Annotated in this window: 19 protein-coding genes; 9 read left to right on the forward strand and 10 right to left on the reverse strand. The window is 69.0% G+C overall.

Annotated elements, in window-relative coordinates; translation table 11 throughout:
• Positions 1–61 precede the first annotated feature (61 nt).
• From M1203_RS17790 to M1203_RS17800, 3 genes are all read right to left on the reverse strand, one after another.
• Positions 62–448: a barstar family protein gene (locus M1203_RS17790; RefSeq protein ID WP_249950712.1), complete on the reverse strand. Its 387-nt coding sequence runs from the start codon at positions 446–448 to the stop codon at positions 62–64.
• Positions 449–487: 39 nt separating this feature from the next.
• Positions 488–877 carry a ribonuclease domain-containing protein gene (locus tag M1203_RS17795; protein WP_249950713.1) on the reverse strand — a complete coding sequence of 130 codons (390 nt, stop codon included), beginning with the start codon at positions 875–877 and terminating at the stop codon, positions 488–490.
• An 86-nt stretch (positions 878–963) separates the two neighbouring features.
• Positions 964–1,422, reverse strand: coding sequence for an Lrp/AsnC family transcriptional regulator (locus M1203_RS17800; RefSeq protein ID WP_249950714.1), 459 nt, complete (start codon positions 1,420–1,422; stop codon positions 964–966).
• A 62-nt stretch (positions 1,423–1,484) separates the two neighbouring features.
• Here M1203_RS17800 and M1203_RS17805 point away from each other — a divergent pair, with 62 nt between their 5' ends.
• Positions 1,485–2,225 carry an AzlC family ABC transporter permease gene (locus M1203_RS17805; RefSeq protein WP_249950715.1) on the forward strand — a complete coding sequence of 247 codons (741 nt, stop codon included), beginning with the start codon at positions 1,485–1,487 and terminating at the stop codon, positions 2,223–2,225.
• On the forward strand, positions 2,218–2,547 hold the full coding sequence (locus M1203_RS17810; RefSeq protein WP_249950716.1) for a branched-chain amino acid transporter permease: 330 nt from the start codon (positions 2,218–2,220) through the stop codon (positions 2,545–2,547). The genes M1203_RS17805 and M1203_RS17810 overlap by 8 nt, the downstream gene beginning before the upstream one ends.
• 90 nt (positions 2,548–2,637) lie before the next feature.
• On the opposite strand, the gene M1203_RS17815 is transcribed toward M1203_RS17810, so the two are convergent.
• The 5 genes from M1203_RS17815 to M1203_RS17835 form a co-directional block, all read right to left on the reverse strand.
• Positions 2,638–4,191: a DEAD/DEAH box helicase gene (locus M1203_RS17815; protein ID WP_249950717.1), complete on the reverse strand. Its 1,554-nt coding sequence runs from the start codon at positions 4,189–4,191 to the stop codon at positions 2,638–2,640.
• Positions 4,192–4,297: 106 nt separating this feature from the next.
• The gene (locus M1203_RS17820; protein WP_015607926.1) at positions 4,298–4,501 is read right to left on the reverse strand and encodes a cold-shock protein; all 204 of its coding nucleotides are present in this window, start codon (positions 4,499–4,501) and stop codon (positions 4,298–4,300) included.
• A gap of 217 nt (positions 4,502–4,718) precedes the next feature.
• Positions 4,719–5,222 (reverse strand): pyridoxamine 5'-phosphate oxidase family protein, encoded by a 504-nt coding sequence (locus M1203_RS17825; RefSeq protein WP_249950718.1) that lies wholly within the window; start codon positions 5,220–5,222, stop codon positions 4,719–4,721.
• Positions 5,223–5,273: 51 nt separating this feature from the next.
• Positions 5,274–5,708, reverse strand: a complete 435-nt coding sequence (locus M1203_RS17830; RefSeq protein ID WP_249950719.1) for a DUF4180 domain-containing protein — start codon at positions 5,706–5,708, stop codon at positions 5,274–5,276.
• Positions 5,709–5,735: 27 nt separating this feature from the next.
• Positions 5,736–6,182, reverse strand: a complete 447-nt coding sequence (locus M1203_RS17835; protein ID WP_249950720.1) for a helix-turn-helix domain-containing protein — start codon at positions 6,180–6,182, stop codon at positions 5,736–5,738.
• A 253-nt stretch (positions 6,183–6,435) separates the two neighbouring features.
• Here M1203_RS17835 and M1203_RS17840 point away from each other — a divergent pair, with 253 nt between their 5' ends.
• Both M1203_RS17840 and M1203_RS17845 read left to right on the forward strand, forming a co-directional pair.
• Positions 6,436–7,680, forward strand: a complete 1,245-nt coding sequence (locus M1203_RS17840) for a hypothetical protein (protein WP_249950721.1) — start codon at positions 6,436–6,438, stop codon at positions 7,678–7,680.
• Positions 7,681–7,805: 125 nt separating this feature from the next.
• Positions 7,806–9,296, forward strand: a complete 1,491-nt coding sequence (locus M1203_RS17845) for a sensor histidine kinase (protein WP_249950722.1) — start codon at positions 7,806–7,808, stop codon at positions 9,294–9,296.
• A gap of 15 nt (positions 9,297–9,311) precedes the next feature.
• On the opposite strand, the gene M1203_RS17850 is transcribed toward M1203_RS17845, so the two are convergent.
• On the reverse strand, positions 9,312–9,908 hold the full coding sequence (locus M1203_RS17850) for a TetR/AcrR family transcriptional regulator (RefSeq protein ID WP_249950723.1): 597 nt from the start codon (positions 9,906–9,908) through the stop codon (positions 9,312–9,314).
• 194 nt (positions 9,909–10,102) lie between these two features.
• Between M1203_RS17850 and M1203_RS17855 the strand changes: the two genes are divergently transcribed.
• From M1203_RS17855 to M1203_RS17865, 3 genes are read left to right on the forward strand one after another with little or no spacing between them, the layout of a single operon-like run.
• On the forward strand, positions 10,103–10,624 hold the full coding sequence (locus M1203_RS17855; RefSeq protein ID WP_283958714.1) for a cupin domain-containing protein: 522 nt from the start codon (positions 10,103–10,105) through the stop codon (positions 10,622–10,624).
• A 58-nt stretch (positions 10,625–10,682) separates the two neighbouring features.
• On the forward strand, positions 10,683–11,543 hold the full coding sequence (locus M1203_RS17860; protein ID WP_249950724.1) for an alpha/beta fold hydrolase: 861 nt from the start codon (positions 10,683–10,685) through the stop codon (positions 11,541–11,543).
• 52 nt (positions 11,544–11,595) lie between these two features.
• Positions 11,596–12,249 (forward strand): response regulator transcription factor, encoded by a 654-nt coding sequence (locus M1203_RS17865; protein ID WP_249950725.1) that lies wholly within the window; start codon positions 11,596–11,598, stop codon positions 12,247–12,249.
• 19 nt (positions 12,250–12,268) lie between these two features.
• Here M1203_RS17865 and M1203_RS17870 read toward each other — a convergent pair whose 3' ends face one another.
• Positions 12,269–12,715, reverse strand: a complete 447-nt coding sequence (locus M1203_RS17870) for an ATP-binding protein (RefSeq protein ID WP_308404879.1) — start codon at positions 12,713–12,715, stop codon at positions 12,269–12,271.
• 204 nt (positions 12,716–12,919) lie between these two features.
• Here M1203_RS17870 and M1203_RS17875 point away from each other — a divergent pair, with 204 nt between their 5' ends.
• Both M1203_RS17875 and M1203_RS17880 read left to right on the forward strand, forming a co-directional pair.
• Positions 12,920–13,759 (forward strand): helix-turn-helix transcriptional regulator, encoded by an 840-nt coding sequence (locus M1203_RS17875; protein ID WP_249950726.1) that lies wholly within the window; start codon positions 12,920–12,922, stop codon positions 13,757–13,759.
• Complete coding sequence (locus tag M1203_RS17880; RefSeq protein WP_249950727.1) at positions 13,743–13,958, forward strand: DUF397 domain-containing protein; 216 nt, start codon at positions 13,743–13,745, stop codon at positions 13,956–13,958. Before M1203_RS17875 ends, M1203_RS17880 begins: the two co-directional genes overlap by 17 nt.
• Positions 13,959–13,983: the final 25 nt, after the last annotated feature.

A 13,983-nucleotide genomic window follows, 5' to 3' on the forward strand; every position in this document is an offset into this window, starting at 1 on the left:
ATGTCCGGAGGCAGGGCGCTTTCCAGGGGCGCTTTCCGGGGACGCTTTCCGGCGGCGCTTTTCAGCGGAGCCGGAGCACCCCGGGCGCCTCGTTCTCGATCAGTCGCACCAGTTCATCGAAGACGGTCGGGCCGCCACCGGCCAGGACGGCGTCCAACTGTCCTTGGACCGCGGCCCTGTTGGTGGGGTGCGCACGCTCCAGCCGCCGCTGGAGCGTACGCACGGTCTCTTCCCGGCCGAGCGCCCGGCGCGAGAGTTCGTGCCGGCGCCATTCGATGACGAAGTCGCCGTCGTCCGGCGTGCCGTACCCGCCGTGCAGACAGTCGGCGAGCGCGTCGAGATTGGACCCGAAGTATCCGCCGGGCCCGTTCACGGCCTCGCCGATCACCTGCCAGAAGCGTTCGAGGCCGGTGACCTCCGCCCCATCGATCACATACGTCACCGTCATGGGACGGAGGTTACCCTTCCGATTACGGTCGACGACCGGTCAGCAGCTGTAGTTGACGAGCGAGAACGACGCGTAGTGGTCGGCGGTGTAGTAGTCCTCGTTGGTCTTGTTGCCCGTCACGATGCGGCGCGCGCCGCGGGTCGAGGAGCCGGGCGTCTTGACGGTGTACTCGTGGTAGTAGCCGTTCGACTGGCTCGGCAGGATGCCTTCCCGGTTCTGGAAGACTCCACCGTCCTGCGGGTACGGGTAGGGCCCGCCCCGTTCGATGAGGTTGAGGGTGTCATGGGCCTGGACCGGCAGCCTGGAGTAGCAGATGCTGCCGACCGCGGTGGGGGCGGCGGAGGCGGTGGCGGTGACTCCGCCGACGAGGAGAGTCGAGGCCAGAGCGGCGATGCCACCGAGGGTGGCGATCCGTGGGGGAATTCGCATGCCCCCATGATGACGCGCGTAGACGCGTACACGTCAATGCCAACTCCATGGAATTTCCCGTACGTTAACCGGCCGGCTCGGGCCGATCAGGAGCTTGTCTTGATGTTCTTCATGGTCAGGTGGGATTCGAGGCGCAGGACGCAGGGCAGGCCGCTGAGCTTGCCGGTGAGGAACGCCTCGTAGGCGGCGTGGTCGGCGACGGCGACGCGGACGAAGTAGTCGGGTCGGCCGAACATCCGGCGGAACTCGATGACCTCGTCGAAGGACGCCACGGTGTCCTCGAACTCCTCGAAGGTCTTACGGTCGTTGGCACTGACTTCGACATCGATGAGCACTTCCAGCCCGCGGCCGAGGGCTTCGGGGTCGACGACGGCCCGGTACCCCGTGATGACACCGGCTTCCTCCAGCCGCTTGACCCGGCGCAGGCACGGCGGCGGAGTCAGGCCCACCCGCTTGGCCAACTCGACGTTGGTCAGCCGTCCGTCCTGGCGCAGATGAAACAGAATTTCGCTGTCGATGCGGTCGACATGCACTTCATTGCCCATAGTCAGATTCTAGAGCCACTATCGGCAACCATATAAGGCCGATTCTTTTCTAATATTTCCACATGGAAATACCTCCGTCCGTGGTCGGCGCTCCGGCCGGGCCCGCCACCGCGTCGGCCGCGTCGGCCGCGTCGGCCGCGTTCAAGGACTCCGCGTCCGTGGGCCTGGGGCTGGTGCCGCTCGGTCTCGCCTTCGGAGTCCTCGTCACGCAGTCCGGTCTGGCCTGGTGGTGGGCGAGCGTGTTCACCGCCCTCGTCTATGCCGGATCGTTCGAGTTCCTGCTCGTCGGCCTGGTCGCCGGCGTCGCACCGCTGGGGACGGTCGCCCTGACCGCCTTCCTGGTCAACATCCGGCACGTCTTCTACCCGCTCTCGTTCCCCCTGCACCGTGTGCGCGGACGCCTCGCGAAGGCCTACAGCACCTTCGCCCTGACCGACGAGGCATACGCCCTGGCCACCGGCGAGCGGGCCCGCTCCTGGCCCGGCCGCCGCATCCTGTGGCTCCAGCTGTACATGCACCTGTACTGGGTGGGCGGCGCCACCGCCGGCGGGCTGCTCGGCTCGCTGGTCCCCGAGGGCGTCACCGGCCTGGACTTCGCCCTCACCGCCCTGTTCGCCGTGCTGGCCCTCGACGCGATCCGGGACCGCCGCGGCGACCTGCCCACTCCCGTCCTCGCCCTGCTCAGCGCGCTCGCCGCCCGCCTTCTCCTCCCCGGCCAGATGATGCCGGTCGCCTGCGCCCTGTTCACCGCCGCCCTGCTGACCCGGTGCCTCGCCACCCGCGGGAGGACCCGCCATGCCTGACACCCCCTATCTGATCGCCGCGGTCGCCGTCTCCGCCGCCATCACCTGGGCCCTGCGCGCCCTGCCCTTCGCGGCCCTGTCCCGGCTGCGCGCGAGTGGCACCGTCCAGTACCTCAGCACCCGGATGCCGGCCGGCATCATGGTGATCCTGCTCGTCTACTGCCTGCGCGATCTCCCCCTGACCGCATCACGGGCCATCGCCCCGCTGGTGGCCCTGGGCGTCACCGTCGGCCTGCATCTGTGGCGACGCGACGCCCTGCTGAGCATCCTCGGTGGCACCGCGGTCCATGTGGTCCTCGCCAGCACCCTCTTCGCGCCCTGACGGGGGGGCCGTCGCCGGTCCTGCGGACGCGCGGAAGCCCGGCGTCGCGCCGAGCGCGTCACCGGGCTTCCGTTTCCCGTCCGTTGAAACTCAGGCGGCGGTGCGGCGTCCGCCGTCGGCGCCGCGGTCCGGACGGCCGCGACGGCCCCGGCTGCCGCGCGAGGCCCCGCCGAGACGGGCCCCGCCGCCCCCGGTGGCCGAGCCCCCGCCGGCGCCCCCGCCGGTGTTCTTCCTGGCCGGGCGCGACGCGCGCGTCTTCGGCTTCGCCTGGACGGGCTGCTGCTGCGGCACCTCGATGGTGACGGCCACCCCCGAGGGCACCCGCGCGCCGGTGAGCGTCGCCAGCTCCTCGTCCGTGGACTTGATCCGCGCGGACCGGGGAGCGATACCCGCGTCCGACATCAGCCGGGTCATCTCGCGCCGCTGCTCGGGCAGTACGAGCGTCACGACACTGCCGGACTCCCCCGCCCTGGCGGTGCGCCCGCCGCGGTGCAGATAGTCCTTGTGGTCGACCGGCGGGTCCACGTTCACGACCAGGTCGAGATCGTCGACATGGATGCCGCGCGCCGCGACATTCGTCGCGACGAGGCAGGTGACCAGCCCCGTCTTGAACTGTTCCAGCGTCCGGTTGCGCTGCGGCTGCGAACGGCCGCCGTGCAGCCCCGAGGCCCGCACACCGCTCGCCAGCAGCCGCTTGACCAGCCGGTCCACCGATCGCTTGGTGTCCAGGAAGAGCAGCACCCGGCCGTCGCGCGCCGCGATCCGCGTGGTGACTTCCTTCTTGTCCGTCTCGTCCAGGACGTAGAGCACATGGTGCTCCATCGTCGTCACCGCGCCCTGCGAAGGATCGACGGAGTGCACGACCGGGTCCGTCAGATACTGCCGCACGAGCCGGTCGATGTTCTTGTCCAGCGTTGCCGAGAACAGCATCCGCTGGCCGTCCGGCTCGACCTGCTTGAGCAGCGCGGTGACCTGCGGCATGAAGCCCATGTCGGCCATCTGGTCGGCCTCGTCGAGCACGGTGATCGACACCTGGTCGAGCCGGCAGTCGCCGCGCTCGATGAGGTCCTTCAGCCGCCCGGGGGTCGCGACGAGCACTTCGGCGCCGCGCCGCAGCGAACTCGCCTGCTTGCCGATCGAGAGCCCGCCGACGACTGTCGTCAGCTTCAGATTGACGGCGGTGGCGTATGGGGTGAGCGCGTCGGTCACCTGCTGCGCCAGCTCACGCGTGGGTACGAGCACCAGCGCGAGCGGGGCGCGCGGCTCGGCGCGCCGGCCGGCCGTACGGGCGAGCAGCGCCAGCCCGAAGGCGAGCGTCTTGCCGGAGCCGGTACGTCCACGGCCCAGGATGTCGCGGCCCGCGAGGGAGTTGGGGAGAGTCGCCCCCTGGATGGGGAACGGCGTGGTCACCCCCTGGGCGGTGAGTGTCTTGAGCAGTCCCGCGGGCATGTCCAGCTCGTCGAACGCCTCGACGGCCGGCAGCGCGGGGGTAAGGGTCTCCGGCAGCGTGAACTCCTGCGGGCGCGCGGCGGGGCGGCGGGCGGCCTGCCTCGCCAAGCCCTTCGCGGGCGCCTTGGCGCGGGAGTTCACCGGGCGCTTGCCGGCGGGGCGGGCAGCGCGAGCCGGGCGTTCGGATCGAGTCATTCGGGAAAAGCCTTCCTGGGCCTGAGAACAGCGGCCTGAGAACAGCGCGAGCCGGGACCCGCACCTGCACGGTGCGGGCCCCGGCTGCGAGGTACACGTCCGGGAATTAGGCCGGGACGATGTTCTCCGCCTGCGGGCCCTTCTGGCCCTGCGTGACGTCGAACGAGACCTTCTGGCCCTCCTGGAGCTCACGGAAGCCCTGGGTGGCGATGTTCGAGTAGTGGGCGAAGACGTCGGCGCCGCCGCCGTCCTGCTCGATGAAGCCGAAGCCCTTTTCCGAGTTGAACCACTTCACGGTGCCAGTAGCCATGTCATTCTCCTAAAACAGGTGCAGAGCCGGAAATCCGCACTTTACGGATTCCTCGTCGCCGCATTGAGCCCCATCCGGAGAAGCCGGCAAAAACAATAATGCGCCTGAGGAACATTCCCGTCAGGCGCACATAAAGTTCATGGGTACCAAAACTGCAACGCGGTCAGCCTAGCACGCCCGCGCACCGGCGTGACGATCAGGCGCACCCGCGTGACGATCACCCGTGATCCTCGCGCGGCGGGTCCTCGCCGGAGCCGCGCCGTACCGTGCGCAGCGGCCGATCCGGCCGCCAGACCTGTACGACCAGGTCTTCTCCGTCGAGTCCGGTCCGCACCACCTCGCCGAGATCCACCTGAAAGAGGTGAAACGGAAGCGGAGGTTCGACCTCCGCGGCGAACCGTACGAGCGTTTCCTGGTCCGTGACCTCGATCGCCCGTCCGGCGACCCTGACGTCCCCGTCCGCCATCTCGGCACCCTCCCCCGGATTCGCGTGCACGGCGAAGCGCGGGTCACGCCGCAGGTCCAGCGCCTTCCGGGAATTCGGCATCATGCCGAGCCACAACTCCCCGAATTTGAAGGAGACTTCGAGCCCTGTCACGCGCGGGGAGCCGTCCTTGCGGAGCGTGGCCAGGACATGGTGGGTGTGCTTCTCGAATCGCCGCTGAACGGTCTCGGCGAAGCGCGGCTCCGCCGAGACGAAATCGGCCCAGGTGAATGTCATGCGTCCAGCCAACACGGGATACCGGACACCTTCTGTCGCCTTTTACGGCCCTTACGGCTCCGGGATCTCTGTCGGCCGGGGGGCGAGGCGGGCGCTCAGGGCCTCGATGTCGGGGACGAACCAGAGCTGTGTGCCGCGGTTGCTCTCGCGAACGAAGTCCCGTAGCGCGGCACTGCCGGCCGTGTGCCGCGCGATGTCGCCGACGACGGCGACGCGCAGCCGGTAGTTGACGAACTTCTGGACGATGTCACCGGCGACGCGGGTGCTCAGTTGGAAGAAGGCGTCCTCGAACCGGCCGGCCGGGATGACGACCCAGGCGGCACCGAGGGAGAACGCGTCACCGATGAGGTCGAGCGCCTCACGCTCACCGCGCAGCGGCTCACCGTCGGACGGACAGAGGAGAACGGGTATGCCGTGGAGGTGCTGGAGGGCCTGGGGGGCTTGAGGGGTCTCGGTGGCCTGAGGGGTCTCGGTGGGTTCTGGCATCTCCGGCTTCCTGTTCGTTCCGGCCGTTCATTCCGGTTGCCCGATCAGGGCGTTGATGATCTTGAGCAGTTCGGCGGTGCTCTCCAGGCCGCCCAGGATGATGACCTTCAGCACGGCCCGTTCCTCGTCGTAGACGGTCTCCACCCGCAGGCGTTCCCCGCCGTCCTGGCCGTGGGCGATGGCGGCCATGACCGTGTTCGTCAGACGGATGGCCGCCTCGGGGCCGATCTCGTCGATCCGGGCGATGACGGATGCCTCGGCATGGCGCCCGCCCCGGCGGGCTGAGGGCACGGAAGCGGGGGAAGAGGGCGCCGTACGGCCGGTGAACGCCTCCAGATCCTCGCGCGCGATCCGGTACTGCTTGCCGATACGGGTCGCCTTCAGCCGGCCGTCCCGTACATAACCGCGCACCGTCCGCACATGGAGATCCAGCAGCTCCGCCACCTGATCCACCGAGTAGTACTGCTGTGGCACCGCTTTCGCTTCCTTCTGAATACATCCCTATCACTCCCTATGCTAGCACCCCATGAGGAAGTTCAGGGAAGGATAGGGATGGGTGGCCTAACGTACCGGTGCCGATCGGATCGCGAGTGTGGCCGGTCGGACGGCGGGCCTGGCCGGTCGGCCGATGCGTCGGTACGGGACCGGCACCTAGCGTCGCTCACGGATCAGATACCGCACCGGCCGGCGTCGGCGCCGACCACCCGTACCCGAGGGGAACCGTCCGATGGAGAACGACACCGTGAACCAAGCGCCCGCCGATCCCGAGCGAACCGCCGCGGAAAGCCCTTGGTTCGACACGGAGTTCGGGTTCGACGTCATCGAACTTCTCGCGGAAGTGCTGGTCTCCGCGGTCAAGGGCGAATCGCGGACCGTCGGCACGGAGGACCTGCTCTCCGCCCTGGTACTGGGTGACTCGGCGGCCGGCGAGGCGATCGCGCCCGGCATGCGCAACGCCGGCGGACTGAGCGGAATGATCCGCGGCCGGGCGGGGAGCGCATGGGCGAGCGACGACCAGGACGACGAGACGCCGGGCGAAGCCGCCGATGAGTTCGAGGTCACCGCCGCGTGGCGGCTGGCGCGGTGGCAGGCCGCACACGGCCTCCGCAAGAAGTTCCCGGAGGGCGTCCCGGAGTGGCCGGAGCCGTCCGGGGCGCTGCGCGCCTGCCTGTTCCTCGCTCTCGGGCTGACCCGCCGGGAGGGAGCGCAGGAGGTGTATGTGCGGCATGTGGCCCGTGCCTTGCTGGACCTCCCCAGCACCAGGGCCCGGGAAGCGTACGCACTGAGGCGGCTGGACCAGACCGCCGCGTACGCCGCGCTGGACGCGCTGGACGCCCGGGACACCCCGGCCGCGCCCGCGTCCGACCGGCCCCGTTCCCCCTCGGTCACCGTCCTGGTCCGCGCCGGGCTGCTGGAGGACCGGAGCAACTGGCTGGCGCGCAAGATGATGTCGTGGACGTGCCTGCACCCCGGCGACGGCACGCTCGTCCTCTTCGCGGTGAGGGTCGAGTCCAACCGCCGGGCCCTGCGGTCCGGACGGGGCACGGTGGAACCGATCGACCAGTTGCTCGCCATCCTGGCCCTGGACCGCGCGCTGTCCTCCGCCGGACGGACGCTGCCGGACGAGGTCGCGGCCGTCAACGAGGCCGCGAATCTGCTGCGTACGCACGGAGTACGGCCGGGCGTGCCGGCCCTGTCGGCCGTCTCGGCCCTCGCCTTGTCCCCCGTGTCCGAGGTGACCGATGAGGTGGAGCTCTCCCCCGCCGCCGAGCGGACCTTGGCCTCGGCACGGCTCCTCGCGGCCGAGCACCACGCGTCCTCGGCCGGAACGGTGCATCTCCTGACCGCACTTCTCGACGACGCGGCGGACGGCGAGGAGACAGAGGAGACACCGGTCCGCCAGTGGCTGCGGGACCGGAGTGTGGACGTCGACGCGCTGAGGGCGGATCTGACTCCGCGACTGTCCGCGTGAGGAACAGCCCCCACCAGGCACCCCGCGGTCCGGCCGACGCTACCGTTGCGGCGCGGGGATCCGCCGGTCGGGGGGCCGGGCGGGAGCCCCGACGAGGGGCGAGGGGACGAGAGGCGAGAGCGGGGATGGATGTGAGGCGGCTGCCGCCCGAGCGCGCGCGGCGGGCCCGGACACGCGTGGGGATCGCGCTGGCGCACACCGCGCGGTCGGTACGACGCGAGGCGACGGACGGGTGGGCCACCGCCCGCCGGACCCCGCGCCGTACGGTCGCCGCCGGAACACTGGCGGCGGTGTCGGCGGCGGCCCTCGGGCTGATCCCCTTGCTGCTGTTGCCGCCGGAGCGGCCGGTACTGGCCGTGCTGGAGGCGCTGTACGCGGCGTGCCTGATACCACTGCGGCGATACCGGCCGGTGGTGGCGGTCCTGGGCACGGGACCGCTGCTGGTCGGCCCCAATGTGTGGGTGCTGGCGCTGGTACCGCTGATCGTGGTGTCCGCCACCCGCCGGATCACCCCGCCCCGCCGGGCCTGGCTCGCGGCCGGGACCGCCTGCGCGGTGTGTGTCGTACTGACGGTCGCGGGAAGCCTGATCGTGCCCGGCCCCTGGCTGACGAACATGGCCGGGAACGCCGTCTCGGCCGTTCTCCTCGTACTGCTCCCCGCGCTCGCCGGAACACTGCTGGGGCGGCGCCGTCCCCTGGTCAGTCTGCTGCGGGAACGCAACGCCTATCTGGAACAGGCCCGTTCGCTGACGGCGGCGGCGGCGCGGATGGAGGAACGTACCCGTATCGCCGGTGAGATGCACGATCTCCTCGGCCACCGGCTGAGCCTGATCTCGGTGCACGCCGGGGCGCTGGAAATGGCCGCCGCGCGTCAGGCGCCACCGCTGGCGGACCAGGCCGAGCTGCTGCGTACCACCGCCGGTACGGCGATGGAGGAACTGCGCGACATCCTGGGCCTGTTGCGGCGCGAGGAGGTGACATCGGAGCCCGAAGCGGGCCGGCCTGAAGCGGCCCGGGGAACGCGTGAGGACGTCGCCGACCTGGTGGCGGAGTCCCGCCGGGCGGGTGTCGCCGTCGAGCTGATCTGGTCGGTCCCCGACACGGCCGATCCGAGCCCGCGCACCCGCCAGTCGGTGCACCGCGTGGTCCGCGAGGGGCTGACGAACGTACTCAAGCACGCGTCAGGGGCGCCCACGCGCGTGGAAGTCGTGGCGGTCACGGGCACCGCCGGCGAGATCGAGGTCTCCGTCACCAACACGGCGCCGCGCTCGGATCGTCACCCATGGCCCGGCAACCGCAGTGGGCTGGTCGGCCTGGAGGAACGGATCACCCTGCTCGGCGGTTCGTTCACGGCGGGCCCGCTGCGGGGCGGCGGGTTCCGGGTGGCCGCGCGGCTGCCGTCGCGTCCGAACGGAATGCCCCCGCTCGCCGTCCCCCCGCCGCCCGCGAACGATCCGGCCGACGGCCCGACGGACCGCACGGGAACCCGCCCTCCCCTGTCGACGGAAGTCCTCACCTGGCCACGGGTGTTGGGCGCGGGCTGCGCCGCCGCGCTCGTCGTCCTGCCCACCGCGGCGTTCCTGTTCCTTCTGCTGGCCGTGGCCGTGCTGAAATGACGGCGCCGACGGCTGTCAGGCCGCTGCTCTCGTGGGAAAGCACGCCAGCATCTGGTCGGCGATACCCCGCAGTTCATCCCGCGACGCTCCCGAGGCCGCCTGAACGGCCAGCCCCTGGATGACGGTCATCAGGAGCCGTGCCAGGCCGGAGGGGTCACAATCCGACGGAAGCTCGCCACGGTCGCGGAAAGCTCGCAGCCGGTGGCTCAGCAGATCGAGTTTGCTCCCGCTGACACGGGCCAGGACCTGCTGCGCGGTCCCCGAGCCGGCACCCACGAGAGCGCCATGGACGGACAGACAGCCGTGCGGGGTGTGGTCGCCGGCGACCGTATCGATGGCGGCGTCCAGGAGAGCGCGTACGAGCGCCGAAGCGGTCGGCTGTTCCAGGGCGGCTTCCAGGTATGCGCCTGGCCCGGCGAGGTAGCGCTCCAGGACACGCCTGAACAGAGTCTCCTTGTCGCCGAAGGCTCCGTAGATGCTGGGGGCGCTCATACCCATGGCCGACGTGAGGTTGGAAACGGAGGTGCCCTCGTAGCCATGGGTCCAGAACATCAGCATGGCCGCGTCCAGGGCGGCATCGGGGTCATAGCTGCGGGGACGGCCACCTGGCATGGGGATGCCTCACCTTTCAAGCAGGTTTTCCCACGCTAACACGCCGGCGCGAACCCGACGCGGCCCCGACGCGGCCCCCAACTGGCGTGCGTCTCCCGGCGATCCGCCCCCCGAGTGATTGACACGGAAGTCCCCCATGGCTAGTTTCCTAGCGATCGCTATAAAACTATCGATCCGCTGAACGAGGAGCAGGAATGAGCCTGTTACAGCCCGCCGCCAGTGACCCCCGGTACACCACGAGGAGCGCCGTCTACGTACCGCCCGGGGCAGGGAAGAACATCTGGGCCGCCGGTGACACCTACACCCTCAAGGTCGGAGCCGAGGAGACCAACGGATCCCTCACCTTGCTGGAGGCGACCGTGCCGCCCGGCGGAGGACCCGATCCGCATGTGCACAACGACCACGACGAAGCCTTCTACCTCATCTCCGGCGAGCTGGAATTCCTCAACGGGGACGAGTGGGTCAAGGCGGGCGCCGGAGGGTTCTTCTTCGTTCCGCGCGGCACCAGGCACCGCTTCATCAACCGCGGATATCACGCCGCCCGGATGATCTTCTTCTTCACGCCCGGCGGCATAGAGGAACTCATGGTCGGCACCTCGACCCCCGCCAGGCCCGGCGTCAGCCCGTCCGTCGAGGAGATCGGCATGCCGACCCTCATACCGGAGCTCATGGAACGCTACGCCACCGAGCAACTGCCGGATCTCGGTACGTCCTGAACGGGCCGTCCGCGCTCCGGTACCCGCGCGGACCGCACCGGCGACGAAAGGGAGCGACATGCCGACCGGAATCGATGGTTTCGAACACGCCTATGCCCAGGTCAACGGCGTGACACTGCACTATGTGAGCGGCGGCTCGGGAGATCCGCTGGTGTTGCTGCCGGGCTGGCCCCGCACATGGTGGCAGTACCGGAAGATGATGAGGGCTCTTTCCGAGCACTTCCGGGTCATCGTCTGCGAATACCGGGGCATGGGCGACTCGGAGAAGCCCGAGACGGGGTACGACAAGGCCACCATGGCGCGGGATGTCCGCGAACTCGTCCGGCATCTCGGCTATGAACGGGTCAACATCGCGGGCGAGGACGTCGGTTCCTGGATCGCCTACTTCTTCGCCGCCAGACATCCGGACGCCACCTCGAAGCTCGCGATGTGGGATCCGGGCGCCCCCGACCGGCTGCTGGCCAGTGTTCCGGCCCTGCCCGCCGCGGAAGAGGGCAACGCCTGGCATTTCGGGTTCAACCAACTCGACGGCCTCCCCGAGCGCCTGCTCACCGGCCGGTACCGCATCTTGATCGACTGGTACGCCGACAAGATCTCCGGTGATCCTGAAGCGATCGACGAGGAAAGTCGCGCCATCTACGCCAGGGCGTACGACTCCCCCGAAGCGATCCGAGCGGTCGCCGGCTGGTACCGGACACTCCACCAGGACATCCAGGAAGCGGCCGGCTACCCGAAACTCACCATGCCTCTGCTGGTTCCGGGCGGGCGTTTCATGGAGATGTCCCGCGCATCGAACGAACACCGGGCGAGCGATATCACGTTCGTCGAATTTCCCGGAGCGGGACACTACCTGGCGGAGGAGCGTCCGGAGCAGTTGAGCCGGGAACTGATCAACTTCTTCGGCCGTCCCACGGCATGACGGGTATCGCCCGGGCGTCCGGCATCCGGCGCTCCCCACCTAGGATGAGGGCGTGATACGTGTCCTCATAGCCGACGACGAGACGCTGATGCGCGCCGGCATCCGGCTGATCCTGGAGAACGCCGAGGACATCGAGGTCGTGGCCGAGGCGGCTGACGGCCGCGAAGCCGCGGCTGCCTGCCGCGAGCGAACCATCGACGTGGCGCTCCTCGACATCCAGATGCCCGGCACGGACGGGATCGCCGCCGCCGAGGAGATCGCCCGTATCTCGCCCGCCACATACGTGGTGATGCTCACGGCGTTCGGCGAGGAGCAGAGCGTCACACGCTCCCTGCGGGTCGGCGCGAGCGGCTTCCTGCTCAAGGACACCGGCCCCATGGATCTGATCCAGTCGGTACGGCTCGCCGCGAACGGCGAACCGGTGCTGTCGCCCCGGATCACCCGGCGGCTGATGGAACAGCACGTACGGTCCACCAAGGACACCCAGGCCGCCCTGCGCCGAACAGAGAATCTGACCGCCACCGAGCGGGAGGTCCTGCGGCTGGTCGGGACCGGTCTGTCCAACGCGGAGATCGCGGATCGGCTCTATCTGAGCGCCGGTACGGTCAAGGCGCACATCAGCCGGATCCTCACGAGCACGGGCTGCGCCAACCGCGTACAGGCGGCGGTACTGGCCCACGACGCGAACCTGCTCGCCGACCGCTGAGGCGGGCCGGGTGAGGGGTCTACGACACCCTCGGCGGGAGCGAGAGATGCGCCCAGACCGTCTTCCCGGGCCCGTGCCGCTCACTGACGCCCCAGACATCGGCCAGCGCCTCCACGAGAACGAGCCCCCGCCCGTCCGTGGCATCGGGCGCGGGTACCCGCGGTCGCGGCTGCTCGGGCGACGCGTCGTGCACCTCGATACGGAGCCCGTCCGGACGCGGCACATAACGGGTCTCGATCTCGCGCCCCGGCGATACGCGGGCGTGCCGGGCGGCATTGGTCAGCAGCTCGGAAAGAATCAGCACGGCGGAATCCTCCAGCGCGGAAAGCCCCCACCCGGCGAGCGCTTTGCGCAACTCCAGCCGGGCGAGCCCGACACAACTCGGATGACGGCTCCAGCGCAGTACGACGGAGCCGTAGTAGGGGGAGTTGGGATGGCTGGTGTCCGGCCGGCCTTCCATCACCATGGTGCGCACCTTTCCGTTTCGGCCATGCGAAATAGACCCCATGGCGTCTATTGAATTCCCGACGGAATAGCCACACTTCGGCGGTCTGAATGTCGGGAAGGGGTGGCCATTACGATCCCCTATCGGGCACACTGGAGACATATCCGAGCTGTCACCAATTGCCCGCAGTGGACGGCGGGTTGACCGAAAGAGGGTTCGATCCCAGTGGAGCTGAACAACGAATCGGACAAGCTCACACCACGATTGAGGCTGGGCAAGCGAGTGCGTCGCCTGCGAGAACGGAAGGGACTGTCGATCCGTCAGCTCTCCGAACAGGTGGGTGGCTACTCGCACAGTTATCTTGGCCGCGTGGAGCTGGGAGACCAGCTACCGTCCGAGGCGCTGGTGAAGTCGCTGGACAAGTTCTTCGACACCGACGGGGTGTTGGCCGATATGCTGGAAATGGCCCACGACAGCTCAATTCCCGACTACGGGAGGGTGGTTGTGACCAAGGAGGTCGAGGCCGAACGGATCCAAGTGTTCACGAGCAGCCTCATTCCAGGGCTTCTCCAGACCGAAGAGTACGCGCGCGAGTTGTTCCGCACGTCTCTTCCGGGATCCTCCGAAGGGAGAGTGAACGACCTCGTTGCCGTTCGTATGGGTCGGAAGGGCATCTTCGACCGTGCTGAGCCGCTCCTCTATTGGGCAATCATCGATGAAGCGGCCCTGAAGCGCCCAATGAAAGGGGCTAAGCTGATGTCGAGGCAGCTCAATCATCTGCTGAAGGCTGCCGAACGCTTCCACTCCACGATTCAAGTGCTCCCGTTCAGCGAGGGGGCGCACCCCATGCTGGGCGGTTGCCTCACCCTGCTCACCCTGCGCGACGGCGGAATGATGGCCTTCGTCGAGAGCTTCAAGTCTGGTGAAACAGTAGAGTTGCCGAAGAGGCTGATCGAGCTGACACAGTGTTTCGATGTCGCCCGATCTCTGGCTCTGCCGGAAGACAAGTCCCTCAACCTGATCCGCCGATACCTGAGAGAGTACGAAAATGAAGACGATTCCTGACGCGTCCGCACTGTCCGAGTGGCGCAAGTCGAGCTACAGCAACAACGGGGACGGCGCGTGCATCGAGGTATCCGACGGCCACCCCACCACCGTCCCCGTACGCGACAGCAAGAACCCCCACGGCCCCGCCATCCTCGTCCCCACCCACCACTGGACCACCTTCGTCACCGCCGTCAAGCACGGCGACCTCCCCGCCTGAACCACCCGGGGCGGGTGCGGGGTTG

Source organism: Streptomyces sp. 35G-GA-8, from assembly GCF_023534745.1.
GTDB lineage: Bacteria > Actinomycetota > Actinomycetes > Streptomycetales > Streptomycetaceae > Streptomyces.